General features: G+C 71.0%; 17 protein-coding genes. 16 read left to right on the top strand and 1 reads right to left on the bottom strand.

All coding sequences use genetic code 11. From position 1 onward, the window contains the following. Nucleotides 1–22: 22 nt before the first annotated feature. Nucleotides 23–1,330, bottom strand: a complete 1,308-nt coding sequence (locus ACWF9G_RS14815) for a lipase family protein (protein ID WP_452515770.1) — start codon at nt 1,328–1,330, stop codon at nt 23–25. Nucleotides 1,331–1,565: 235 nt separating this feature from the next. Between ACWF9G_RS14815 and ACWF9G_RS14810 the strand changes: the two genes are divergently transcribed. The 16 genes from ACWF9G_RS14810 (at nt 1,566) to ACWF9G_RS14735 (ending at nt 25,658) form a co-directional block, all read left to right on the top strand. Next, nucleotides 1,566–2,237 carry an O-methyltransferase gene (locus tag ACWF9G_RS14810; protein ID WP_379308561.1) on the top strand — a complete coding sequence of 224 codons (672 nt, stop codon included), beginning with the start codon at nt 1,566–1,568 and terminating at the stop codon, nt 2,235–2,237. 198 nt (nt 2,238–2,435) lie between these two features. Then, nucleotides 2,436–3,359 carry a LysR family transcriptional regulator gene (locus ACWF9G_RS14805; protein WP_379308562.1) on the top strand — a complete coding sequence of 308 codons (924 nt, stop codon included), beginning with the start codon at nt 2,436–2,438 and terminating at the stop codon, nt 3,357–3,359. Between the two features lie 87 nt (nt 3,360–3,446). Then, nucleotides 3,447–5,114 carry an AMP-dependent synthetase/ligase gene (locus ACWF9G_RS14800; RefSeq protein ID WP_379308563.1) on the top strand — a complete coding sequence of 556 codons (1,668 nt, stop codon included), beginning with the start codon at nt 3,447–3,449 and terminating at the stop codon, nt 5,112–5,114. Nucleotides 5,115–5,256: 142 nt separating this feature from the next. After that, nucleotides 5,257–6,507 (top strand): NAD(P)/FAD-dependent oxidoreductase, encoded by a 1,251-nt coding sequence (locus ACWF9G_RS14795; protein WP_452515768.1) that lies wholly within the window; start codon nt 5,257–5,259, stop codon nt 6,505–6,507. Next, complete coding sequence (locus ACWF9G_RS14790) at nt 6,504–7,112, top strand: SGNH/GDSL hydrolase family protein (RefSeq protein WP_189023284.1); 609 nt, start codon at nt 6,504–6,506, stop codon at nt 7,110–7,112. Before ACWF9G_RS14795 ends, ACWF9G_RS14790 begins: the two co-directional genes overlap by 4 nt. 12 nt (nt 7,113–7,124) lie before the next feature. Beyond that, on the top strand, nt 7,125–13,514 hold the full coding sequence (locus ACWF9G_RS14785; RefSeq protein WP_452515766.1) for a beta-ketoacyl synthase N-terminal-like domain-containing protein: 6,390 nt from the start codon (nt 7,125–7,127) through the stop codon (nt 13,512–13,514). Then, nucleotides 13,511–15,496 (top strand): beta-ketoacyl synthase, encoded by a 1,986-nt coding sequence (locus ACWF9G_RS14780; RefSeq protein WP_452515765.1) that lies wholly within the window; start codon nt 13,511–13,513, stop codon nt 15,494–15,496. Before ACWF9G_RS14785 ends, ACWF9G_RS14780 begins: the two co-directional genes overlap by 4 nt. Further along, complete coding sequence (locus ACWF9G_RS14775) at nt 15,493–17,061, top strand: PfaD family polyunsaturated fatty acid/polyketide biosynthesis protein (RefSeq protein WP_452515763.1); 1,569 nt, start codon at nt 15,493–15,495, stop codon at nt 17,059–17,061. Before ACWF9G_RS14780 ends, ACWF9G_RS14775 begins: the two co-directional genes overlap by 4 nt. After that, nucleotides 17,058–18,746: an acetyl-CoA carboxylase, carboxyltransferase subunit beta gene (gene accD, locus ACWF9G_RS14770; protein ID WP_379308569.1), complete on the top strand. Its 1,689-nt coding sequence runs from the start codon at nt 17,058–17,060 to the stop codon at nt 18,744–18,746. Before ACWF9G_RS14775 ends, accD begins: the two co-directional genes overlap by 4 nt. Before the next feature lie 110 nt (nt 18,747–18,856). Then, nucleotides 18,857–19,399: an acetyl-CoA carboxylase biotin carboxyl carrier protein gene (locus tag ACWF9G_RS14765; RefSeq protein WP_452515762.1), complete on the top strand. Its 543-nt coding sequence runs from the start codon at nt 18,857–18,859 to the stop codon at nt 19,397–19,399. Then, the gene (gene accC / locus ACWF9G_RS14760; RefSeq protein ID WP_452515761.1) at nt 19,396–20,769 is read left to right on the top strand and encodes an acetyl-CoA carboxylase biotin carboxylase subunit; all 1,374 of its coding nucleotides are present in this window, start codon (nt 19,396–19,398) and stop codon (nt 20,767–20,769) included. Before ACWF9G_RS14765 ends, accC begins: the two co-directional genes overlap by 4 nt. Before the next feature lie 201 nt (nt 20,770–20,970). Beyond that, the gene (locus tag ACWF9G_RS14755) at nt 20,971–21,093 is read left to right on the top strand and encodes a hypothetical protein (RefSeq protein WP_379308572.1); all 123 of its coding nucleotides are present in this window, start codon (nt 20,971–20,973) and stop codon (nt 21,091–21,093) included. A 70-nt stretch (nt 21,094–21,163) separates the two neighbouring features. After that, nucleotides 21,164–22,303 carry a cytochrome P450 gene (locus tag ACWF9G_RS14750; protein ID WP_452515759.1) on the top strand — a complete coding sequence of 380 codons (1,140 nt, stop codon included), beginning with the start codon at nt 21,164–21,166 and terminating at the stop codon, nt 22,301–22,303. Further along, nucleotides 22,300–23,589 (top strand): MFS transporter, encoded by a 1,290-nt coding sequence (locus ACWF9G_RS14745; protein ID WP_452515757.1) that lies wholly within the window; start codon nt 22,300–22,302, stop codon nt 23,587–23,589. Before ACWF9G_RS14750 ends, ACWF9G_RS14745 begins: the two co-directional genes overlap by 4 nt. Before the next feature lie 237 nt (nt 23,590–23,826). Beyond that, nucleotides 23,827–24,855, top strand: coding sequence for a hypothetical protein (locus tag ACWF9G_RS14740; RefSeq protein ID WP_452515755.1), 1,029 nt, complete (start codon nt 23,827–23,829; stop codon nt 24,853–24,855). Then, nucleotides 24,840–25,658: a hypothetical protein gene (locus tag ACWF9G_RS14735; RefSeq protein ID WP_452515754.1), complete on the top strand. Its 819-nt coding sequence runs from the start codon at nt 24,840–24,842 to the stop codon at nt 25,656–25,658. The genes ACWF9G_RS14740 and ACWF9G_RS14735 overlap by 16 nt, the downstream gene beginning before the upstream one ends. Nucleotides 25,659–25,666: the final 8 nt, after the last annotated feature.

Genomic DNA, 25,666 nt, shown 5'->3' with positions numbered 1-25,666 from the left:
GGCGGGGTTTCGGGTGCGGCGCTCAGTCGAACGAGCAGCCGCCGACCGGCTTGTCCGCAAGCCGGTCGAGCAGGTAGGTCACCGCGTTGTCGGGACCGAAGCCGTCGATCAGTTCCGGGCCGAAGTGGTTCGGAATGGTCGTGCCGGGCAGGATCGGCGGCAGCTCGTTGGTGCGGAAGGTGACCGTGGCGCCCTGACCGCACCAGTCCTCGGCCAGGCGACGGGCCTGCCCGTAGGGGACGGTGTCGTCGTTGCGGCCGCTGGTGATCAGGACCGGGGTGGCCGGCTTCGAGCTGCCGATGCGCAGTTCCGCGAGCACCGGCGCCGCTTCGGGGATCTCGGCGAGATGCTCGGTGAGCGAGCGGCCGTCGATGGTCAGCGAATTCGTCTTCAGGAACGGGTGGTAGGTGATCAGGTCGGCGACGCACGATTCGCTCAGCGTCGCGAGCATGGCGCGGCCTTCGGGGCTGATCACCCGGTCCACCGCCTGATGGAGCTCGGGGTAGCGGGCGAGCATGCCGTTGACCGCGAACCCGATGGCACCGCCGATCAGCGCACCGTCGATGCGTTCCAGGATCGCCGAGAGGTCGGCGACCGGACCACCGGCCCAGGTGCCCTTCAGGTTCAGTTCCGGCGCGTACTCGGGCTGCATCTCCGCGGCCGCCGCCGTGGCACCGCCGCCCTGCGAATAGCCCCACAGGACCAGGGGAGTCTCGGGTCCGACACCGCCGAGGGCATTGGCGGCGCGCGCGCCGTCGAGGATCGCGTGACCACTCTCGAACCGGTTGGCGTAGGTGTGGATTCCCGGCGTGCCGAGACCGATGTAATCGGTGATCAGCACCCGCGCGCCCAGCGCGGTCCACACGGCCGAGGACGGCAGCTCCTGATTCGCCGACAAGCCGAGCGGATCGGCGGTCACCGAGACGCCGGTGGAGAACGCCACCGACATCGCGCACCGGTCCGCCTGACCCGAGGTGCCGGGCCCGATGACCACGGTCGGCCGCGGCCCGGCACCCTGCCAGGGATTCTTCGGTTCGATGTAGGTGCCGCTCACCGCGACGGGGGAGCCGTCCTGCAACCGCGAGGTGTACATGACGTGCTCGGCCTGCGTCGGCCAGCCCGCCGCGGTCGGCGGCGTCGCGAGAATCGTCATCGGCTGCGTCTTCACGATCGCACCCGGCGTCTCCGGAATCGCCGCGGGCGGCGTGTAGAAGGCGCTCATCGGCTCCGCCGCCACCGGCAGGGCTCCTGCTCCATGACCCGCCACCGCCGCCAGACATGCCACCGCCGTCAGCGCCGCCCGGCGCGCCAGCGATCGTGATTGCCCCATACCACTCCCATCGATGCCACCTCCGCGCCGTCGCGGATGTGTGCTGAGCCGCAGCGGAGGTAGATCATGACCCAGGTCACGGCGCAGCGGCGTACCGAACGGTAACACGGTTACCACACGCCGAAAAGTTCGGGCCCGGCTGTCGGGCGCAACCGGGCGAGCCGACGCGCGAAGATCAAGAGTTCGCCGAGGTAGGCACCGCGAAACGGCGGCCGATGGTGGCACACTGGCGCCTATGACTGACAACGACTGGGCCAGTGTCGATCGCTACATCGTGGACTCGCTCATCGGGGACGACGGCGCTCCCGCGCTCGCCGCGAACGCCGATGCCGGACTGCCCGCGATCGATGTCTCCCCGCCGCAGGGCAAGTTCCTGCACCTGCTCGCCCGCAGCGCAGGCGCGCGGCGCGTGCTGGAGATCGGCACCCTCGGCGGATACAGCACCGAGTGGCTGGCGCGCGCAGTCGGGGACGAGGGCACCGTGGTGACCTTGGAATTCGAGCCGCGGCACGCGAAGGTCGCGCGGGAGAATCTGGATCGGGCGGGAGTCGGTGCCAGGGTGGACATTCGGGTCGGGGCGGCGCTGGACACCCTGCCTGAGGTCGCCGAGGACATGGCCGAACCGTTCGACCTGGTGTTCATCGACGCCGACAAGGTCAACAACCCCAACTATGTGCAGTGGGCGCTGCGGCTGACCCGTCCGGGGTCGGTCATCATCGTCGACAATGTCGTCCGCCAAGGCGGACTGGCCGACGAGCACTCCGAGGATCCGAACGTCCGCGCGAGCCGCGAACTCGTCGAATTGCTCGCCGCCGAGCCGAGTCTGGACGCGACGGTCGTCCAGACGGTCGGTGCCAAAGGCTGGGACGGATTCGCCTACGCGGTCGTCAACGGGCCTCGCTCCTGAAGTCGGCGGGGCGGCGGCGGGCGCGGTAGAGTGGGAGGCTCCCCGAGCAGGCGTATCGACGGCGCGCCGCCGCGGCCACGCCGCGCCCGGGACGGGTTCACCCACCGGCAATGCGCGCGGCGACTACTGGGCGATCGGTATTCATCACCGGTTATCCGCCCTCGATAGCGTGGTGGTACTCGGAAGGAGCCCGGCGTCATGGAATTCCGACACCTGATTTCGTTCATCACCATCGCCGAAGAGTTGCATTTCGGTCGCGCAGCGCAGCGCCTTCATCTGACCCAGCCAAGTCTCAGTGCCCAGCTCCAGAAGCTGGAGAAGTCGCTCGGCGTCCAACTGGTCGCCCGTAACTCCCATGAGGTGCGGCTGACCCCGGCGGGGCGGGAGTTCGAACTCCAGGCCCGCCAGATCGTCGCCCAGCTCGACCGTGCCGCCCAGGCGGCCAAGGCGACCGCCGAAGGTCGCGCGGGCAGCCTGAACATCGGATACAACCTGCCGGCCAGCAGGCACGTGCTGCCGGAGGCGCTCACCAGGATGACCGAGCGACATCCCGACATCGTCGTCTCGTTATGGGAGAAGCGGACCGGGCCACAGCTGGCCGGCCTCGCCGACGGCTCACTCGATCTGGCCCTGGTCTACGGTCACCCGAGCACCGCGGACTTCCGGTATCGCCGTCTGCTGCACCGGGTTCCGCTGGTGGCCGTCGTCGGGAGACGACATCGGTGGGCGGACCGGCCGGGTGTGCCGTTCGCCGAACTACAGAACCAGGACTGTGTGTTGTTCGCGCGGGAGCAATGTCCCGCGATGTACGACACGATTCTGCGCTCGGCGGCCGAGACCAGGATCTCGCTCAACGTCACGCATTCGGCCGACGACCCCGGCGCCACCGCGCACATGGTGTCGGTCCGCCCGCTCGTCGGGTTCGCCTCGCTCCCGCGGGCGATTTCGATGGGAATGGGCGTGCCGGGCAGTAGTTCGGTGGCGGTGAAATTGTTCGATCCGGTGCCGACACTGGATTTGCACGCGGTGTGGCGTGCCGACGAACCGAATCCCGCTGTGTCGCTGTTCCTGGAATGCATCGAATCGGCACAGGTAGATGATGTCCGGGTATTGTCGGCCTGAAGCCGTCGATAGGACATGACTGTCGCGCGGTAGGAACAGCGATGGCGGCGGCGACGGGAATGGTTGCCGCCGTGAAGAATTCAATTCGTGAACACAGTGTCTGTCACCGCGAACGGATTCGTTCCATCCGATACCTCCAGCCTGTATGCGATTGTTTCCGACGCGGCACGGCGTGACCCTGCGCGCCATTCCCTCTGCGCCGCCGACGGAACCCAGCTGACCACCGGCGAACTCGACACCCGGGTCCGCGCGCTCGCCTCGGCACTGCTCGACCGATCGGTCGCCGCGGGTGATCGCGTGGCCGTGCTCGGCCGCACGAGCCTGGAGTGGGCACTGCTCGACTGTGCGGCTCTGGCCGTCGGCGCGGTGATCGTGCCGGTGTACCCGACCTCCTCGCCCGCGCAGATCGAACACATCCTGCGCGACAGCGGCAGCCGCTTCTTCGCGGCCGAAACCGCCGACGACGCAGCCCGTTTGGTCGCCGCGGGCGCCGCCGAGGGCGCGGTGTGGTCCTTCGACGACCTCGCCGCGTGGTCGACCGGCAAGGAGCATCCGGAGCTCGACGCGCGGATCGCCGCGGTGCGGGCCGGTGACCTGGCGATGATCGTCTACACCAGCGGCACCACCGGCCTGGCCAAGGGCTGCATGATCAGCCACCGCAACATGTACGTCACGGCCGCGAACACCTCCCGGCAGACCGGCGAGCTGTTCGACGGCACGACGGTGCTGGCGCTGCCGCTCTCGCACGTGTTCGGCCAGACGATCCTGTTCGCCTGCCTCTACGGCGGCAGCCGCACCCATCTGCTGCCCGGGGTTCCGGACCTGGTGCCCGCGCTCGCCCGGTTGCGGCCGACCTTCCTTGCCCTGATTCCCTACGCGCTGGAGAAGATTCGCAAGCACACGCGCGCACTGCTCACCGAGGAGCAGGAAGCGGAGGCGGTCGAACGCGGCCTCGCGGTGCTGGCCGAGGGTTCGGCGCCGGTCGCAGGCAACGACGCCGTGTCCGCCGCGTTCGGCGGCCGGCTGCGCTACGTGATCTCCGGCGGCGCGTCCCTCGACGACACCACGGCAAGTTTCTACGCGGGCTTCGGCGTGGTGATCCTGAATTGCTACGGCCTCACCGAGGCGGCCACCGCGGTCACCGTGAGCGCGCCGGCCACCAACCGGCTCGGCACCGTCGGCCGCCCGATCCCCGGCACCGAGGTCGGCATCGGCGCCGACGGTGAGGTGCTGGTCCGCGGCCCGCACGTCTCGCCAGGCTACTGGGGCGCGGCCGCCGACCAGCGGCCCGTCGACGACGAGGGCTGGCTGCACACCGGTGACATCGGCGAACTCGACGACGGCCACCTGCGGATCACCGGGCGCAAGAAGGAGATCCTGGTGACCTCCGGTGGCAAGAACGTCGCACCGACGCCGCTCGAGGACCGGGTCCGGCTGCATCCACTGGTCAGCAACTGCATGGTGGTCGGTGACGGGCGCCCGTTCGTGACCGCGCTGATCACCCTCGACGCCGACCGCGCGGCGAAGTGGCGCATCGACCATCCCGACGACGATCCGGCCACCGAGATCCAGGCCGCCGTCGACGACGCCAATTCGCTGGTGTCGCGGCCGGAATCCATTCGCGCATTCCGTGTCGTCGACGGCGATTTCACCGTCGACGCGGGTCTGCTCACGTCGTCGCTGAAATTGCGCAGGGCCGTGATCGCCGAAACCTATTCCGCGGAAATAGATCAGCTGTACGTGTCGCGCGGGTAACGCGACGCGAAATTCCTCCCATGGTCTCGCCGACGATAGCCGGGACCGATCGGCCGATGAATTGCGATGGCCCGCCGTGGTTTCCGCAATGCACCGGCGACAGACTCGAAATCGGAATTCGACCAGCGAAAGTGATCACATCATGTATGACGTCATCGTCGTCGGAACCCGGGTCGCGGGCGCGCCCCTGGCCATGCTGCTGGCCCGTCAGGGCTACCGGGTGCTCGCCGTGGACCGCGCGACCTTTCCCAGCGACACCCCGTCCACGCACTACATCCACCAGGCAGGCCTCGGCTTTCTGAAGTCCTGGGGCCTGCTCGACGCCGTGGTGGCCACCGGCTGCCCGCCGATCCGCCACCTGAACTTCACCTACACCGACATCGAGATCCCCGGCATGGCCGATCCGGCGGCCGACGGCATCGACGCCGTCTACTGCCCGCGCCGCACCGTGCTCGACAAGATCCTGGTCGACGCGGCGGGGGAGTCGGGCGCCGAGGTCATCGAGGGCTTCACCGTCACCGGGCTGCTGCGCGACGGCGACCGGGTCGCCGGTATCCGCGGCCGCGCCGGTGACGGCCCCGAGCAGGAGTTCCGCGCGAAACTGGTTGTCGGCGCCGACGGTTCGAACTCGATCGTCGCCAAGGAGGTCGGCGCGGCCACCTACGAGGGTTCGCCCGCGGCCTGCTTCATCTACTACTCGTACTACGAGGGCGTCGACTGGGGCATGCACCACCGCACCGGTTTCGGTGAGCAGCAGTTCGCCTCCTGGCCGACCAACGACGGCCTGGCTCTGGTCGCGGTCATGCGCAAGCGCGACCGGTTCCGTGACTTCCGCACCGATCCCGATGCGGGCGTGCAGGAGATCGTCGACCAGATCGACCCGGAAATCGGTGCGCGCCTGCGGGATACCGGCAAGCGCGTCGAGCCGTTCCGCCCGATGCTGTACCCGGACAACTACCGTCGCCAGTCCTTCGGTCCCGGCTGGGCGCTGGTCGGCGACGCCGGCTACCACAAGGACCCGTTCACCGGCTGGGGCATCACCGACGCCTTCAAGTACAGCCAGCTGCTCGCCGACCTGGTGCACGAAAGCCTCTCGGGCGCGCGCCCGTTCGAGGAGACCATGCCGGAATACCAGCGGGAGCGCGACGCGCAGAGCGCCAGCACCTACGAGCTGACCCAGTCCATCTCCGACCTCACGCTGACCCCGTACTACGACTCGGTGTTCCGCGCGGCGAGCCTGAGCCCGCACTACTCCAAGAAGTTCTTCGGACTGATCGCCGGCCTGTACCCGCCGGACAAGTTCTTCGGTGAGGCCGAGCTGAGCGCGCTCTACGAAGAGGTGAACTTCCCCGTCGCCGACCGGCACGTGGTGAATACGGCGGTCACCGCATGATTGCGGCCGGCCTGACGGCGCTCGGAGACAGCTTCGTGGAGGGCCGTGGCGACCCCGCCGCGGCGGGTGGTTACCGGGGCTGGGTCTCGCGCCTCGGCGGTCAGCTCGGGCTGCGGCCCACCACGATTCGCAACTTCGGTACCCACGGCGCCACGACCGGCGATGTCGTCGCGAGCCAGCTCGCGGACGCGACGTCGTCGGCCCGGGCCGGCCTCTACGGTGTGGTTGTCGGCGTGAACGACCTGGTCAGCGCCTACGACGCGGATCGTTTCGCCGACAACCTGCACACCATCTTCTCGACCCTGCGGGCCAGGGAAGCCACCGTGTTCACCGCGAGCTACCCCGACATCCCCGCCCGCCTGCCCGTGCCGGACGGTTTCCGCGCCCTGCTGCGTGAGCGCTTCGCCACCGCCAACGACGTCCTTGCCCGGGTCACCGACGACACCGGCACCCTGCTGCTAGATATCGCCGCCCGGCCCGAATGGGCCAGGCCGGAGGTGTGGACCGCGGACGGTCTGCACCCGAGTCCGGTGGGCCACCGCCTGTTCGCCGCCACCGCGGCCGAACTGATCGCGTCGGCCACCGCCACCACCGTCGCCGCCTGAGAGGAACCTTCCGTGACAGACGAACGACGCCTGGCACGCGACCCGATCGCCATCGTCGGGATGTCGGGTCTGCTGCCCAAGGCACACACCCACCGCGAGTACTGGCAGAACATCATCGACGGCGTCGACTGCACCTCCGAGGTGCCCGCGTCGCGCTGGAGCCTGGACGACTACTACGACGCCGATCGCTCGGCGCCGGACAAGACCTATTCGCGCCGTGGGGCTTTCCTGCCCGATGTCGAGTTCGATCCGCTGGAGTTCGGCATGCCGCCGAACCAGCTCGAGGTCACCAGCACCATGCAGACCCTGAGCCTCGGGGTCGCCCGTGATCTGCTCGCCGATGCCGGCGCGACCGGCTCGGAATGGTACGACCCAGCGCGGACCGGCGTGGTGCTCGGCACCACCGGACCGGTGCCGCTGATGCATCCGCTGGCCGCGCGCCTGTCCACCCCGGTGCTCGAGGAGGCGGCCCGCTCGGTCGGCCTGTCCGACGGTGACGTCGCGGAGATCTCGCGTCGCTTCGTCGCCGCGTTCGCGCCGTGGGAGGAGAATTCGTTCCCCGGTCTGCTCGCCAATGTGGTGTCGGGCCGCGTGGCGAACCGGCTCGGGCTCGGCGGCATCAACTGCACCGTCGACGCGGCGTGCGCGGCATCGCTGGCCGCCATCCGCACCGCGATCGCCGAACTGCAGGACGGCCGCGCCGACATGATGATCACCGGTGGCGTCGACACCGAGAACTCGATCTTCATCTACCTGTGCTTCAGCAAGGTCGGCGCGCTGTCGCCGACCGGCCGGATCAGCCCGTTCTCGGCCGAGGCCGACGGCACCCTGCTCGGTGAGGGCATCACGATGCTGGCGCTGCGCAGGCTGGCCGACGCCCGCCGCGACGGCAACCGCATCTACGCGGTGATCCGCGGTCTCGGCTCCTCCAGCGACGGTCGCGCCAAGAGCATCTACGCGCCGGTCGCCGCGGGCCAGCGGGTGGCGCTGGAGCGCGCCTACACCGACGCCGAGTGCTCGCCCGCCGACGTGGAGCTGATCGAGGCGCACGCCACCGGCACCGCGGTGGGCGACAAGACCGAGCTGACCGCGCTGAAAGGGCTGCTCGCCGACGCGAGTTCGGAGACGGGATTCGCCGCTCTTGGCAGTGTGAAGTCGCAGATCGGGCACACCAAGGGAGCCGCGGGCACCGCGGGCGTGATGAAACTCGCGCTCGCCCTGCACCAGAAGATCCTGCCGTCGACGATCAATGTCGACGCGCCCAACAGCGAGATCGACGCCGCGCACACCCCGCTCTACGTCAACACGAAGACCCGGCCGTGGGTGCGCGACCCGCAGCGCCCCGTGCGCCGCGCGGCCGCTTCGGCAATGGGCTTCGGCGGCACCAACTTCCACCTTGTGCTCGAAGAAGCCGACGGCGAACGCGGACAGGTGCTGCATCGCGTGCCCCGTGCGCACCTGTGGCACGCGCCGGATGTGTCGGGCCTGATCGACGTCGTCCGCAGCACCCCGGGCACCGGCGGCGGCGACATCCCCGCCGACCACGCCCGCATCGGTTTCGTGTCCGTCGACGAGGACACCGCCGCCGATCTGCGCGCGCTGGCCGTCGACGAGATGGTGCGCAATCCCGAGGCGGCACAGTGGGATCACCCCGAGGGTGTCTACTTCCGCGCCACGGCGCTGCCGGAGGCGAAAGTCGGCGTGCTGTTCGCAGGCCAGGGCAGCCAGTACGTGGACATGGGTCTGGACGCGGCGCTGAACAATCCGCCGGTCGGCGCGGCCTTCGACGCCGCCAATGCCGCGTTCGTCGGCGCCGGGCAGCGGCTGGGCGCGGTGGTCTTCCCGCCGCCCGCGTTCACCGAGCAGGCCCGCGCCGAGCAGGAATCCGCCCTGCGCCGTACCGAATTCGCGCAGCCCGCGATCGGCGCGCTCGCGGCCGGTCAGTTCCGGGTGCTCACCGAGTTCGGTCTGCGGGCGCACGGCTACCTCGGCCACAGCTTCGGCGAGCTGACGGCCCTGTGGGCCTCGGGCGCGCTGAGTACCGAGGACTTCTTCACCCTCGCCCGGGCTCGTGGTGCGGCGATGACGGTGGCCGACGATGCCGAGGCGGGCACCATGGTGGCCGTCAACGCACTGCGCGAGGACGTCGCCGAGGCGCTGGCCGATCTCGACGACGTGTGGATCTGCAATCACAACGCCCCCGACCAGATCGTCGTCGGCGGCGGGCCGGAGGGCATCGCCGCCTTCATCGCGCGCAGCGCCGAAAGAGGCTGGGCCACCAGGGATCTGCCCGTGGCAGCGGCCTTCCACACCCCGTATGTCGCGCACGCGGTGACCGAATTCGGCGCCGCCGTCGACGAGGTCGACATCACCGAGCCCGACGCACCGGTCTACGCCGACACCGCGGGAGCGTCCTACGGTGCCGATGTCGCGGCCAACCGGGCGACGCTCACGGCCCAGCTGAGCCAGCCGGTCGAATTCGTCGACGCGCTGCGGGCCATGCACGCCGACGGATGCACCGTTTTCGTCGAATGTGGTCCCAAGCAGGTGCTCACCTCGCTGGTGCGGCGCACCCTCGGCGACGACGTGATCGCCTTCGCCACCGACTCCGGTCCCATCGGCAACGGTGACGTGGCGCTCAAGCGCGCCGCGGTGCGCCTGGCCGTCCTCGGTGTCGAGATCACAGACATCAACCGCTACGCCGCCGCCGAAACGCAGCCCCCCGCCCCGGCTGCCAACAGGATGACGGTGACCCTGTCGGCGCCGGAATACGTGCCGGACAGTCGCCGTGCCGCCTACGCCGAAGCGCTGTCCGGGGACTACTCGGTCCAGCTCGCCGCGCCGCAGGCCGCAGCGGTTACCGAATCTCTGGCCGCCGTCGCCTCGATCCCCGCATCCGCATCCGCACCGCAGCCGTTCGCGGTGCACCAACCGGTGGTAGCCCCGACCGTGGAGGAACAGCTCGTGACCATCCCCGCCCCCGGCTCGTCCGAGTACCGGACGAGCGACTTGCTCGACACCGCCCTGGTGCAGCACCTGGACACCCACCGGCAGTACCTGGACGGCCAGCTCGACCTGGCCCGTGGTCTGGCCGGCGCGCTGAGCAACGGCACGCTCGACGAGAACACCCTGCGCGCCATCGAAGCGGTGAAAGATCACGGCATCGCGATCAGTGAAAGTCATTCGCGGGCAAGCGATGTGCTTGCTCAGCTTGCGGAGCTCGAGTCCGGCGCACCGGTGACCGGCACGCGCACCGTGACCGCTACCCGGCAGGCCCCGCGGGCGATCACCGCCGCGCCCACTGTGCCCGCGATCGCCGCGCCGGCGCCCGCGCCCACCAACGGGCACGCTGCCCCGGTCGCTCCCGCGGCGAATGGTGCTGCCCCCGTCGCAGTTCCGGCAACGGCTCAGCACGCTGTCGCCGCCTCGCAGGCCGCTCCGGCGGAGCAGGCTGCCACCGCACCGCAGGCAGGCACTCCCGGCGCGGCCGCCGACAGCGCGATCACCGGCGATGCGGTCCGCGCCGCGCTGCGGGAGGTCGTCGCCGACAAGACCGGCTACCCGGTCGAGATGGTCGACCCCACCATGGACCTGGAAGCCGACCTCGGCGTCGACTCGATCAAGCGCGTGCAGGTCATCGGCGCACTGCAGGAACGCTTCCCCTCGCTACCCAGCCTGGGCCCCGAGCAGCTGGGCACCCTGCGCACCCTGGACCAGATCGCGGACCTGCTCGCCGAGGCCGGCAGCGCCACCGCCGCACCTGCCACCGTGGCGGCCGCATCCACCACCGTGGCGGCCGCCCCGGCCGACGGCGCCGCGACCGCCGACACCCTGCGGCAGGCGCTGCGGGAAGTAGTCGCCGACAAAACCGGATACCCGGTCGAGATGGTCGATCCGACAATGGATCTGGAAGCGGATCTCGGCGTGGACTCGATCAAGCGGGTCCAGGTGATCGGCGCGCTGCAGGAACGGTTCCCGAACCTGCCCAGTCTCGGACCCGAGCAGCTCGGCACCCTGCGATCACTGGATCAGATCGTGGCCGAGCTGGCCGGGGGTGATGTCCACCCAAAAGCTGAGGCCGCGGCCGAAACGCCGCGGCACGTCGTCGAACTCGTCGAGCTCGCGCCGGTCGACCTGGCGGTCGATCCGTATCGCCTCGCTGGTCGTGCGCTGGTGGTCTGCCTTGATCCCTCGGCCGAGACCGACGCCGAGGCGATCGAGGAGACCCTGCGCGAACGCAGCTGGACGGTGCAGCGGGTAGGCCCCGCCGACACCGTGTCCGGCTCCGCGGACATGTGTGTGATCGTGGCGGGCGTCGCGTCGGACTGGGACCAGGCCGAGCGCATCCTGACCGAGGCGATCCTGCTCACCGGCCGGGTGGTGCCCGCCCTGCGCGGCGCGACCGACCGCGCCGGCTTCGTCACCGTCACCCGGCTCGACGGGCACCTGGGTCTGCTCGGTGACGCCGATCCGGTGCCTGCCCTGCTCGGCGGTCTCGGCGGACTGGTGAAGACCCTGGCCGCCGAGGAACCGGCACTGTTCTGCCGTGCCCTCGACATCGCCCCGGCGGCGACGCCGGGGCGGGTGGCGCAGATCGTGCTCGAGGAGCTGTGTGATGCGGCCGTCGACACCGTCGAGGTCGGCGTCGACGGATCGGGACAGCGGCGCACCCCGGTGCCGAGCAGGCACGGCGATGCGATCACCACCGAGGTCGTCAGCGCGGCAACGACACTCGCGCCGACGGTGCTGACCGAGAACGACGTGCTGCTGGTGACCGGCGGCGCCAGGGGCGTCACCGCCACCTGCGTGCTCGCCCTCGCCGAACACAGCCCGGCGCGATTCGTCCTGCTCGGACGAACCCAGCTCACCGACGAACCGGCCTGGGCCATCGGGATCGCCGACGGCGACCTCAAGCCGGCGGCGGTGCGCGCACTGGCCGGGACAGGGGTGACACCGAAGGACATCGATCGGGCGTGCGGCGAGATCCGCGCGGTCCGCGAAATTCGTTCCACCCTGGCCACTCTCGGCGATCGTGCCGACTACCTCGCCGTCGATGCCACCGACGCGGCCGCGCTCGCCGAGGCGATCGCACCGTGGCGCGAGACCATCACCGGCGTCGTCCACGGCGCGGGTGTGCTGGCAGATTCCCTGATCCCGGACAAGACCGCGGACTCGATCGGGCGGGTCCTTCGCCCCAAGCTCGGTGGTCTCGCCGCCGTCCTGGCCGCGGTGGGGGAGCCAAGGGACCTGGTGCTGTTCACCTCGGTGGCCGGGTTGTTCGGCAATACCGGGCAGGCCGACTACGCCGCCGCGAACGAGGCACTGTGCCGGTTCGCGGTGAGCTGGCGGCGCAGACATCCCGGCCACCGGGTCACCGCACTGGACTGGGGTGCCTGGGACGGCGGCATGGTGACCGCCGAACTGCGCGAGCACTTCCGGGATCGCGGCATCCCGCTGCTGGCCCCCGCCGCAGGCGCCGCCGCGTTCACGACGCAGTTCACCGAGGACCGCCGACCGGAGCCGGTGCTGCTGGTGGGTGCCGCGACCGCACTGTCGACGGGCGAACGTCCCGCCGCACGGGTGCGCGCCCGCCGCGATGTCACCGATCTGGTCGACGAACCCGTGATCGCCGCGCACCAGATCGGCGAGCACATCGTGTTGCCCGCCACCTTCGGTCTCGGCGCGATGATCAATCTCGCGGAGCGAACCCATCCGGGCCGCACCGTGATCGGGGTCAGGGACTACCAGGTCCTCAAGGGGCTGGTGTTCGACCATCCGGTCACCGCACTGGAGATCGAACTCGAACCCGTCACCGCCGTCGACGGCCGAACCGCGGTGCGGGCCACCGTCTTCGGCGACAAGGCGGCCCACTTCCGGGCGACCCTGCTGCTCGCGACGGCGCCCGAGGACGCGGGCAGCCAGTCGATCGTGGCCGGTCCGGGAACCGGCGCCGAGCGGATCTACACCGACGCCATCCAGTTCCACGCGCCGGCGTTGCAGGGCCTGCGCACCATCCGGTCCGACAGCGACAGCGCGATCGTCCTGGAGTGCTTCCTGCCCACCGGCCCGGTCGCCGACGGCGCCTACGCGGGCAGGCTGCACGATCCGGTCGCCGCCGACCTGATCCTGCAGGGCCCGCCGGTCCTCGGCCACCGCCTGCTCGGCGCGGCCTGCCTGCCCCTCGGCGTCGGCCGGATCGACTACCACCACCCGCTGCCGACCACCGAACCGTTCGTCCTGGTGGTCGACAACCCGCGCGCCGGGCGGCTCGAAGCCCGCATCGACGCGACCGCACTGGCCACCGACGGCACAGTGCTGCAGCGCTTCTCGGACGTCACCGTCCTCACGACGCCCGATCTGACGGAGAAGTTCCAGACCTCGGTGAGGGAGTGGACCCGATGACCATCCTCGAATTCGACGGCATCGCCTTCGACCCGGTCGGCGCGGCCCCCGCGCACGCCGTGGCACAGCCGGCGCCGACCCCGTCCATCGCGCAGGCACCGGAGCCCGCGCCCACTACCGAGGTCGCCGTGTATGCCTCTGCGCCGGTGCGAGATTCGGAGCGCGGCCCGATCGCCGAGCTGCGCGTCGGAGTGGTCACGGCCCACCGCTCTGCCCTCGCCGCACAGGTCGCCGTGCAGCGTGCGCTGTGGTCCCGCGCGACCTCTCTCCAGGACCCGGCGACGCACAGCGTCGGCACCACGACGAATGCCGGTCACGGGTCGATTCCGGCCTTCGCGGGGGTCGTCGCCAGGGAAGGTGCGTTCAAGCCTCTGGCGCGCACCGACCGCATCCGGCTCGACCGCGCGGCACTCGAACAGCTGGCCGCGGGCGCGGTCGCCGAAGTCTTCGGACTCGGTCACCGGCGCGACGGTGTCGCAGTGGCGGCGCGACTCGCCGCCGGAGAACCCCTGGTACTCACCGAGATCGAGTCGATCGAGCTCTACGGCGGGACCGGCGACGGTCGGGTCGTCGCCCGCTACGACGGTGCCCCCGGCGTGGCCGCCCGGCAGGCGGCCGAGGTGTTCGCCCTGTTCACCGGCATGCACCTGTGCCTGTCGGGCAGCACGCTGACTGGGGCTACCCCGGCCGTGTCCGGCGCGACCCGGGGCACGGTGGAACTCGTCGTCACCGGCCTGGATCTCGTTCCCCGCCCGCACGTCGCCGCCACCGCGAGCTTCGCGGGCGGCGAGCCGAGCGTGGCGGTGCAGGTCACCGTCGCCGAGTCCGTGGGTACGGGCGTCGGCCCCGGGCAGGCGGTACCGAGCCTGCTGCTCAACGAGTTCCACATGACGCACCTGGCGCGCGGCGATCAGGCGATCGCGATGGGGCCGGAGTTCGCGGAGTACACCGGTGTGCGCGCGACCCGGCTGCCCACCGGCGGCCTGCTCCTGGTCGACCGGGTCCGCGATTTCGACGGTGCCCGTGGCACTCTCGACGCCGCGTCCTACACCACCGAGTACGACTCGCCCGCCGACTCCTGGTACTACGCCGATACGGCCAACGACTCCATGCCGCACTTCGTGTACATGGAGACCTCGCTCCAGGCCGCGCTGCTCATGGGTTACTACGCCGGGCCGACCCTGACCCAGCCGGGCGTCACCCTGAGCCTGCGCAACCTGGGCGGCACCGCCACGGTGCTGCGTCAGGTCGACCTGCGTGACCGCACGATCGAGCAGTCCTCGCGCATGCTGTCGACGACGATCCTGCCCGGATCCTCGCTGCAGACCTTCGATTACACGCTCAGCGTCGACGGCGAGCCGTTCTACACCGGCGAGACCATGTTCGGCTACTTCAGCGACGAGGCACTGGCCAACCAGACCGGCCTCGACGCAGGTCGCCCCGCCCCGTCCTGGCTGGCCGAGAACCCGCAGGCACCGGTCCGCGCGATCGACGTGGCAGCCCGCCGCGCCGACCCGGCCGCACCACTGTGCTCGCGCGGCACCCTCACCCTCATCGATCGGGTCGATGTGGTCGACGGGGGCGGGAAATACGGTGCGGGATACCTGCATTCGCTGCGCGCCATCGACCCCGACGACTGGTTCTTCACCCGGCACTTTCACCTCGACCCGGTCATCCCCGGCTCGCTCGGCGTCGAATCGGTGATCCACGCCGTGCAGGAATGGCTCGTCGACGCGGGTCACACCGCCGACATGACCGATCCGGTGTTCCGCATTCCGGCGGATATCCCGTTCGGCTGGCGTTACCGCGGCCAGTTCCTGCCCACCGACGGCACCGTCGAACTCGAAGCGCACATCAAGGCGCTGCACCGCGGCCCGCACGGCGTGACCGCGGTGGTCGACGGCTCACTGTGGAAGCCGGGCCTGCGGATCTACGAAGTGACCGACCTGGCTGTCGAACTCGTCGATCGGGCGGCGCGATGACCACGATGCGCACCGCCGCGGTGGCGAGCACCGCCGAGGAGATCGCCGCACTGCTGCTCGACCTGGACGCCCCTGTCTGGATCGTCCGCGCGGACGGTCGCGTCGGCGCCACCGCCGACGAGACGGTCGCGGCGGGCACCCAGGTGCTGGCGGCCGTCGCGCCGCTGCCGCCGGAACGCCTCGGCGACAGCGCTTTCCGCGCCGCACACGGTGTCAGAGCCGCCTACGCCGCCGGCGCGATGGCCAACGGCATCGCCTCGCCCGCCCTGGTGAAAGCCATGGCGCGCAACGGCTATCTGGCCGCGTACGGGGCCGCGGGGGTCGCGCCGGCCGCGGTCGACGCGGCACTGGGCGAGCTGGCCGGGGAACTGGGCGCACAGCCGTTCGCCTGCAACCTCATCCACAGCCCCAGCGAACCCGCGCTGGAACGCGCCATCATCGACGCCTGCCTGCGCCACGACGTGCGCTGCGTGGAGGCCTCGGCCTTCATGGATCTCACCGCCGAGGTGGTCCGCTACCGCGCCGCCGGGCTCGCGGTCGACCGGCAGGGCGGCATCGAGCGGCGGCACCGGGTGATCGCCAAGGTCTCCCGCGTCGAGGTGGCCGACCTGTTCCTGCGCCCCGCTCCGGTCCGGCTGCTACGCGACCTCGTCGGGGCGGGCCGGATCACCGAGGAGCAGGCCCGCCTCGCCGAGCAGGTGCCGATGGCCGACGACATCACCGCCGAAGCCGACTCGGGCGGCCACACCGACCGCAGGCCCCTGACTGTCCTGCTGCCCGAGCTGATCGCGGCCCGCGACCGCCTGGCCACCTCGGTCACCGGAGCGGGCCAGGTCCGCATCGGCGCCGCGGGCGGCCTCGGCACTCCCGATGCCGTCGCGGCGGCCTTCGGGCTCGGCGCCGCGTACGTGGTGACCGGGTCGGTCAACCAGTCGGCCACGGAGGCCGCGCAGTGCGCGGCAACCAAGAACCTGCTGGCCCACGCCGAATTCGCCGACTGCGCAATGTCGCCGTCCTCGGACATGTTCGAACTCGGTGTGCAGGTGCAGGTCCTGCGCCGGGGCACGATGTTCGCCGCGCGCGCCCAGCGCCTCTACGACACCTACCGCGCCTACGACGGACTCGACACTCTGCCCGCGACGCTGCGCGCCGAGCTCGAGTCCACGCTGTTCCGCAGGCCACTCGACGAGGTATGGCAGGAGTGCGTCCGGTACTTCACCGAACGCGACCCGGCCCAGCTCGCCGGCGCCGAACAGGACCCGAAGGCCAAGATGGCGTTGGTGTTCCGCTGGTACCTCGGCCTGTCCTCGGGCTGGAGCATCCGCGGCGAAGCCGACCGGGTCGCCGACTACCAGATCTGGTGCGGCCCCGCGATGGGCGCCTTCAACACCTGGACGGCGGGCACCTATCTGGCCGCGCCGGAGAACCGTGCCGTCGCCGACATCGCGGGGCAGCTGATGTTCGGCGCCGCCTACCTCACCCGCGTCGCCCAGTTGCGGACCGCAGGCGTCCGGCTGCCCGCGGCATGCGCCCGCTACGTCCCACGTCCGCTGGAGGACCGATGACCATCGTCGAGACCGGAACCGCCACCATCGGCACCGCCTGGATGCTGTGCCCGGCGTGCCAGACCGTGATCTATCTCAAACGCTACGAACGCGCCGACCGGGTCTGCCCGGAATGCGACGACCACGGCATGCTCACCGCCGATCAGCGCATCGACCAGCTCCTCGACGAGGATTCGGCCAAGCCGATCGCCACCGCCGCGACGGTGACCGACCCGCTCGGATTCACCGACACCCGCGCCTACACCGAACGCGCCGCGCAGGCACGCGAGGCGACCGGCATGCCCGAGGCGATCCGCTGCGTGCGCGGCACCGTCGACGGCACCCCGATCGTGCTGGCGGTCATGGACTTCCGCTTCCTCGGCGGCAGCCTCGGCAGCGCCGTCGGCGAGGCGGTCACCGCCGCGGCCGAAGCGGCGCTGGCCGATCGCGCGCCGCTGGTGCTCGTCACGGCCTCCGGTGGCGCACGGATGCAGGAAGGCATCCTCGCGCTGATGCAGATGGCCAAGACCAGCCGCGCCCTCCGGCGTCTCGACGACGCGGGCGTGCTGACCATCTCGATCATCACCGACCCGACCTACGGTGGCGTGGCGGCCTCCTTCGCCACCTCCACCGACATCATCGTCGCCGAACCCGGTGCGCGCCTCGGCTTCGCGGGGCCGCGGGTCATCCAGCAGACCATCGGGCAGACCCTGCCCGCCGGCTTCCAGACCGCCGAGTTCCTCCTGGAACACGGCATCGTCGACATGATCTGCCACCGCTCGGCGCTGCGGGCCCGGCTGTCGCGACTCGTGGCGATGACGACCCGCCCGCTGCGCCGCACCGAGCCCGGTGACGCGGATGCGGTCATCACCGACCCCGCCGCGCTCATCGTCGGTGAATCGTGGGATCGCGTGCGCGCCGCCCGCAGACTCGGCAGACCGACCACCCTGGACTACCTGGCCGCCGCGTTCGACGATTTCGTCGAACTGCACGGCGACCGCATGTCGGCGGACTGCCCCGCCATGATCGCAGGCCTGGCCCGGCTCGACGGACTGCCGGTCGTCGTGATCGGCACCCAGAAGGGCCACACCGGCGCCGAACTGACCCAGCGCAACTACGGCATGCCGACGCCCGCCGGCTACCGCAAGGCGGTGCGGGTGCTGCGGTTGGCCGCCAAACTCGGCCGCCCGGTCGTCGCGCTGGTCGACACGGCGGGCGCCTACCCCGGCATCGAAGCCGAGGAACAGGGCCAGGCGGTCGCCATCGCCGAATCGCTGAAACTGCTGGCCGGACTGCCTGTTCCGGTGGTCACCGTGATCACCGGTGAGGGCGGCAGCGGGGGAGCGCTCGCGCTCGCGCTGGCCGACCGGGTCCTGGTGTGCGAGAACGCCGTCTACTCGGTGATCAGCCCGGAGGGCTGCGCCGCCATCCTGTGGAAGGACCCGGCCGCCGCGCCGCGCGCCGCCGCCGCCCTGCGGGTCGACGCGGCCGCGCTGCTCGAACTCGGCATCGCCGACGCGGTGATCCCCGAACCGGACGGCGGCGCCGACCGTGACCCCGTCGGCGCGGCCGCCCTGCTGCGGCGGGCCGTGCGCCAGGCCGTGCACGAACTGCGCGCCTGGCCGACCGCCGACCTGCTCGCCCAGCGCCACAGCCGATTTCGTGCCTACGGGCTGACTCGGCCGGAGAGCTCGGCAGCGCGATGACCGACTTCCTGATCCGCAACCCGTGGACGGTGCTGCGGCAGGGCCTGCGGCTCACGGCACGTACCGACCCCGACCCTTCGAGCCGTCCGCACCCAGAGCCAGGAGACCCGATGACCGAGTCAGCGACCAGCGAATCCACCCAGCGGGCGGTGAGTGCCACCGACGCCGATCACAGCCTCGCGGTGCTCACCCGGCATGCGATGTCCGTGCGCGCCACCGCGTCCGCCCCGACGTCGGTGACCGTCGCCAACGGCCCCGTGCTGCTCCGCATCACCTGGGACGACCGTCCCGCTTCGGCGCCCGCCGTCGGCCACGAACCAGCCGGGGCCGAGGCCGGGCGGCTCTCGCTGGTCACCCCGGCCGCGGCCCCGGCGCCCGCGGGCCGCACCGACGGCGCGCCCGCCGCGAACACCTTCACCCTGACCGCCGAGACCGTCGGCGTGTTCTACCGGTCGCCGGAACCCGGTGCCGCGCCGTTCGTTTCGGCCGGTGACCCGGTGCGCGCGGGCCAGCAGGTTGGCATCATCGAGGCGATGAAGCTGATGATCCCGGTGACCGCGACCAAGGAGGGCGTCGTCGCCGAACTGCTGGTCGACAACGGTGACGCGGTGGAGCACGGCCAGCCGCTGATCGTGTTCGAGGCATTGCGGTGACCCGCCCCCTGCGCAAGGTCTTGGTCGCCAATCGCGGCGAGATCGCGGTGCGGGTCATCCGCACGTGCCGCGAACTCGGCATCGCGACCGTGGCCGTGCACTCCGCCGCCGACCGCGAGTCGGCGGCGGTGCGGCTGGCCGACGAACGGGTGCAGATCGGTCCGGCCCCGGCCAAGCGCAGCTACCTGTCGATCCCCGCGATCATCGAGGCCGCCCGTGCCACCGGCGCCGACGCCATCCACCCCGGCTACGGATTCCTGTCCGAGGACCCGGATTTCGCCGAGGTGTGCGAGGCGGAGGGGTTCGTCTTCGTCGGTGCGCCCGCTGCCGTCATGGCCCGGCTGGGTGACAAGTCCACGGCCAGAGCGCTGATGGCCGACGCGGGCCTGCCGCTGCTGCCGGGCAGCCGCGATCCCATCGACGACGCCGACGCCGCACGAGCGCTGGCCGAGGAGATCGGCTACCCCGTGATCATCAAGGCCGTCGCCGGTGGTGGCGGACGTGGCATGCGGGTAGTCCGCGACGGCGACGATTTCGGCGCCGCCTGGCAGCACACCAGAGCAACCGCCGCCGCCGTCTTCGGCGACGGCAGGCTCTACCTCGAGCGCTACCTGGAATCGGCCAGGCACGTCGAGGTCCAGATCCTGGCCGACACCCACGGCACGGTCATTCATCTTGGCCTGCGCGACTGCTCACTGCAGCGCAGGCACCAGAAGCTGGTCGAGGAGTCGCCTGCCCCTGGCCTGTCCAGCGAACTGGCCGAACGGATCGGCGCCGCCGCCGTCCGTGGCTGCGAGGCGGCGGGCTATGTCGGCGCGGGCACCGTGGAGTTCCTGCTCGCCCCCGACGGCCAGTTCTACTTCATGGAGGTCAACTGCCGTCTCCAGGTCGAACACCCGGTCACCGAGATGGTCACCGGCGTCGACCTGGTCGCCGAGCAGCTGCGCATCGCGGCGGGCGAACCGCTGCGCCTTGGCACCGACATCCGGCCCGACGGCGTGGCGATCGAATGCCGCATCAATGCCGAAGACCCCGAACGCGAATTCGCTCCCGCCCCAGGCACACTCGCCGACTGCGTTTTACCGGCAGGCCCGTTCGTCCGTGTCGACACCCATATCGCGGCGGGTTACGCCGTTCCCCCGCACTATGATTCGCTGCTGGCCAAGGTCATCGTCTGGGCCCCCGACCGAACGGCCGCCATCGCCCGCATGCGCCGCGCCCTGGCCGAGACCACGATCACCGGCACCGGCGTCGCCACCACCACCGACTTCCTGCACGACATCCTCGACCACCCCCGCTTCCGCGCCGCCACCCACGACACCGCCCTCATCGGCACCCACACGGCCCCGGCCACCGCCGCCGCTCGCTGACGCGCCCGGAACAGTCCCGGTGCCGCCGGGCTGTTCCGGACGTTTCGCTGCCCGCGCCGTTAACAGTTTCCGGCATTCCTGCGCCCGGATAATGGGTGATGAATTCCGCACCCCAGGGTTTCTATTCGGGCGAGCCGTAGTTCCCGACACTTTATGTACCGACGCACACGGCGACGGAAACGAAGAAAGGGAACAACCCACATGCACACCATCGACATCCTCGACACCGATATCGCTCTCGAGCTGGACGCGCTCGAGGAACTCTTCGCCCTTCCCGCGGACGATGCCGATCGGTCCGGCCACATCTACGCCTACCGGTACTGATCACCCGTTCGGTCGTCGCCGGGGGCGAAGCAGCCGGCTTCGCCCCCCGACCGTGAAGGTGGGAATTCCTATGAGCGTCAGGCATATCGAATCGGTTCACGAGCTGGCGGACAACCGATATCTCGTCACCGGATACGAGGCGGCGATACAGCTCCTCGCGGACCGCCGGATGTCGAATGATCCGGCCAACGGCACGGACCTGCATTCGGATATCGCCGCGCGATCGGCGGTGAATCAGCGCCACAGTACGAGCATGCAGATGTGCGACGGGGCGCGGCACACCCGGCTCCGGCGGGCGGTGGCGCCCACGCTCACGCCCCGCCGCTACGACGCCCCCGTGGAGCGCATGCGGGCGCGGGCCACGGACCTGCTCGACGCGCTGTTCGGCCGCGGCGGCGGCGACCTGGTCGGCGAGTTCGTGCTTCCGCTGGTGTTCTCCGTGATCTGCGAACTGCTCGGGGTGCCGGAAGCCGACCGTGACCGCGTGCTCGCCTGGGCCGAGGACTCGACCATGCCGGATCCCGAGGTCAGCTCGGCCGGCGCCGCCGCGCTGGACACCTACCTGGCCGCACTGCTGGCCGCCAGGGCGGAGCAGCACGGCGATGATCTGTGCGGCGAGCTCGCCGCGGCCACCGCGGCAGGCCGTCTCTCGGCCGCCGAAGCCGTCGGCACCGCCGCGCTGATGATCGTCGCTGGCTACGAGACGACGGTCAGCTTCGTCAGCACGGCCACCCTCACCCTCCTGATGGCGCCCCGGCTCCAGTGCGCGCTGGCCCGGCGACCGGAATCGCTGCCCTCGGTCGTCGAGGAGCTGTTCCGCTACCTCACCCCCACCGCTGGCACGTGGACCCGGTTCGCCATGGACGACGTGTCGGTCGGTGACGTCGTCATCCCGGCGGGCAGTGCCGTCGTGGTGGACCTCGTCGCCGCCAATCGCGACCCCGACCGCTTCGACCACCCGGATCGCCTCGACCCGTCCCGCACCGACACCAAGCATCTGTCCTTCGGACACGGTCCCCACTACTGCCCCGGCGCCACCTTGGCCCGTAAGCAGGCGCAGGTCATCCTCGGGGTGCTGCTCCCGCGCCTGTCCGAGCTCCGGCTCACCGTCCCCGTCACCGAATTGCGCTGGCATCGGAATCGCTTCAGCAAGCGACCGCGCGCGCTACGGACAACCGTCATCGACTCCCGCCCGGAGGTCATCGCGTGAACGCGACCGTCACCACGCTCACCCGTCGCTACGTCGCGCTCAACGTCCTCGGCTGGCTGCCGACCGGGCTCTGCGCACCGGTCCTGATCCTGCTGCTGGCCGCGCGCGGGATCGACATGGCGACCATGGGCGCCCTGCTCGCGGCCTACGGCCTGACCGCCGCCGCCCTGGAACTGCCGACCGGCGGGCTCGCCGATGTCGTCGGCAGGCGGCCGGTGCTGATCGCCGCCTCCCTGCTGTTCCTGGTGTCCGCGGTGTCGCTCGGGATCGGCACGAGCGTGCTCGTCATCGCCACCGGAATCCTGCTCGAGGCCGCGGGCCGGGCGCTGGACTCCGGGCCATTGCAAGCCTGGTACGTCGACGCCGTGCACGCGGTGGACGAGGACGTGGACCTGACGTCGGGATTCGCGCACGGCCGCACCGCCGGATCGATCGCCCTCGCCGTCGGCGCGCTGGTGGGCGGTGCGCTGGCGGGGTGGGCGCCGGTGCCATCGACCGGTGCCGGGCCGATCCTCGCGCTCTCGCTGCCCTACCTCGCGGCCGCGGGCGTCATCGTGATCCGGATCCTGGTCCAGCTGGCCTGGGTCGGCGAGACGGTCCGACGTCCGCGCGCCGATATCCGTGCCGTGCTCGCCGATATCCCGCGGACGGTGCGGGTCGGCATCGGCACCTGCGCCCGCAACAGCGTGCTGCGCCGCATCACGGTGCTGTGCGGTGTCATCGGGGTCGTGCTCGCCGCGGTCGAATTGCTCGCGCCGTTGCAGATCGCCGCGAGTCTCGGCGGGGACAGCAGGGCCGTCGGCGCCTTCGCCGTCTTCACCGCGCTCGGCGGCTTCGCGATGGCGGCCGGTTCGGCGGCATCGCCCACGCTGTCGCGGCTGCTCGGGTCTGTCCGGCGCACGGTCGTTGTCGCGCTGGTTCTGACCGCCGTCGCCGTCGCCGCGCTGGGGACACCGATCCTGCTCCTGGTGGCCGCCGGATACGTGGGCGTCTACCTCGCACTCGGAGCGCCGGAACCGTTGCTGGACACACTGACTCACCGCGCCGCGACCGCCGGGGAACGCGCCACGGTGCTGTCGGTCCAGTCGCTCGCCCTGCGGATCTGCGGCAGCGTCGGTGCGCTGGCGGCGGGCCTGCTCGCGGCGAACGCCTCGTCCACCGCCGTGTGGGTCCTGGTCGTCGCGGTGCTCGGGCTCGGAGCCATCGCCGCCGCCGGGCTCCCCGGCCGCGAACGGTCGGGGGACGCCGACCCGACAGCCACCGGCCGGGTACTCGAGCTCGCGTGATGCCCCGCGGGGCGCGGCCCAGGCGCCCCGAGCGAGCAGAGCCCGCCGGATCCGGTACCCGGGCCGATCCTGCCGGTGGCCGCGGGCTTTCGATGCCGTCACCGGAATTGTCCGGGGCGTCACCGGCGGTTCGTGTGGTGCGGTCGCGGAATTCCCGCTGATCCGGTAAGCCGTACCTGTGAGGATCCAGCGTCGTCCGCGGCCGGACCGTGGCGTCAGCGGACAGGGTGGTGCGCCATGATCTGTCCGCATTGCAGCAAGGAGGTGCTGCGCCGCGAACGCGGAAACCGCACGTGCGCGAAATGCAGGCGGGTGTTCGCGCTCGAACCGAAGGAGAGCCCGTTCCGGCTCCACGACATCCGGATGCGCAAGCTGATCGACCGGCTCGGGGACGGGCGGAATCTGCGCTACACGCTGCCGCAACTCTGGTACGCGGCGGCGCGGGGACGGGTGCCCGACCCGCGCGAGACGTTCTTCGGCCTCCGGATGGCGGTCTCGATGCTGATCGTCATCGCGACGATCATCGGGACCGTTGTCGTCGCCGTCAGCGGCCTGGTCTTCTGGGCCGTCGGCATCGGGGCGGGGGTGATCGTCCTGGTGGCGGCGAATCTGGTGCTGAACGCGGTGCGGCCCCGGTACCTGGCGACGACCTCGGTCAGGATGCCCGCCGGCTTCGACCGCTTCCAGCAGGAGGTGATCGCCCGGTGGACACAGGTCTATGGCGCGCCGCCCCCGGGTTCGATAGATGGCCGAACCCCACTGCCGCCCTTGCCCGCGCGGCCGCGGTTCGCGGTGCTCTGTCCGGAAAGCAGTGTGCTGACCTGTCTTTCGGCGAACAATGTCGCGGGGCTCTGGGGCATGGCGCCCGTGGGGCGGATCGAACAGCTGCCGCCGGGTGTCCCCGTGCTGGTGCTGCACGACGCCAGCGTCCGCGGCATCACCTTCGTCGCCGATGCGCGCGCCGCCCTCGGCGCCAGGGTGGTCCCGGTCGGGCTCGCGCCGCGCGCGGTGCTCGGCAAGGAGAAGGCGGTGCGGTTGCGCGAGGGCAGGCCCACCGCCGATGAGCTGGCCCGGATCAGCGGCGAGCGACTGACGGCGGAGGAACGTGCCTGGCTGGCCGACGGCTGGCAGACGCCCCTGGCGTCGGTGCCGCCCGCCAAACTCCTCGCGGCGCTGGGCAGCGCGGTGGAGCGGGTCGAGCGGGCGCTGGATCCGGATCGGCAGCGCGCCGAAGCGGTGGGGTTCCTGACGTGGCCGACGCGGTGACATCGGCGGTACTGAGCCGGGCAGTGCGGATCGCGGCGCGGCGGGCCGGTGCGCCCGGCGATCTGCGATTCACCGAACGCCAGCTCTACTTCGAGGTCTGCCGCGTCCTGCTGCCCCTGCCGCGCGGACTCCGCCGTCCCACCTTCACCGTCCCGGCTTCCGTGCGCTACCCGGATTTTCGCGCGGCGCTGGCCGCGCACGGTCCGGTACCCGGCCTGCTCACACCCGAACCGCCCCGGGCCCGGCCCGCTGGTCGGCACACCACCGAACCGGATCTGTTCGACTACGGCCTGCCACGACTGCTGGTGTGCGAATCCACCGAGATCGCGCAGATGTTGCGCGCCAACGGCATTCCGATGGAATCGGCGTGCCCGGTGGTCGGCGCCGACGAACTGCCGCTGGACCCGCGTGTGGCGGGCATGCTGGAGCTGGTCGAGCGATCGGCGGTGTTCCTGCTCCACGACGCGAGCCCGCACGGCCTGACCTTCCCCGACCGCGTGCGCGAGCTGACGCCGATTCCCGACGGCGTCCGCGTGATCCCACTGGGGTTGCGTCCCCGGCAGGCGAGCACCCTGCACGCCACCCACCTCCCGGTGGCCGCGCCCCACACCGTCGACTCCGCGCTCGACCCGTGGGAACGGGACTGGCTGCGTCGCGGCCGCTGCGTCGAGATCGCGGCGGTGCGCCCGGCCGCCCTGCTGCGCACTGTGCACCGCCTGGTCCGCGAGGTGCGGATCCGCGAGACGTCCACGCAGTGGAATCGCCTGCGCACCACCGGTTTCCTCACCTGGCCCACCGCATGAAAGGACCT

The sequence above is a fragment of the Nocardia sp. NPDC055029 genome (assembly GCF_053608525.1).
This window is presented reverse-complemented; position numbering and strand designations above follow the sequence as displayed.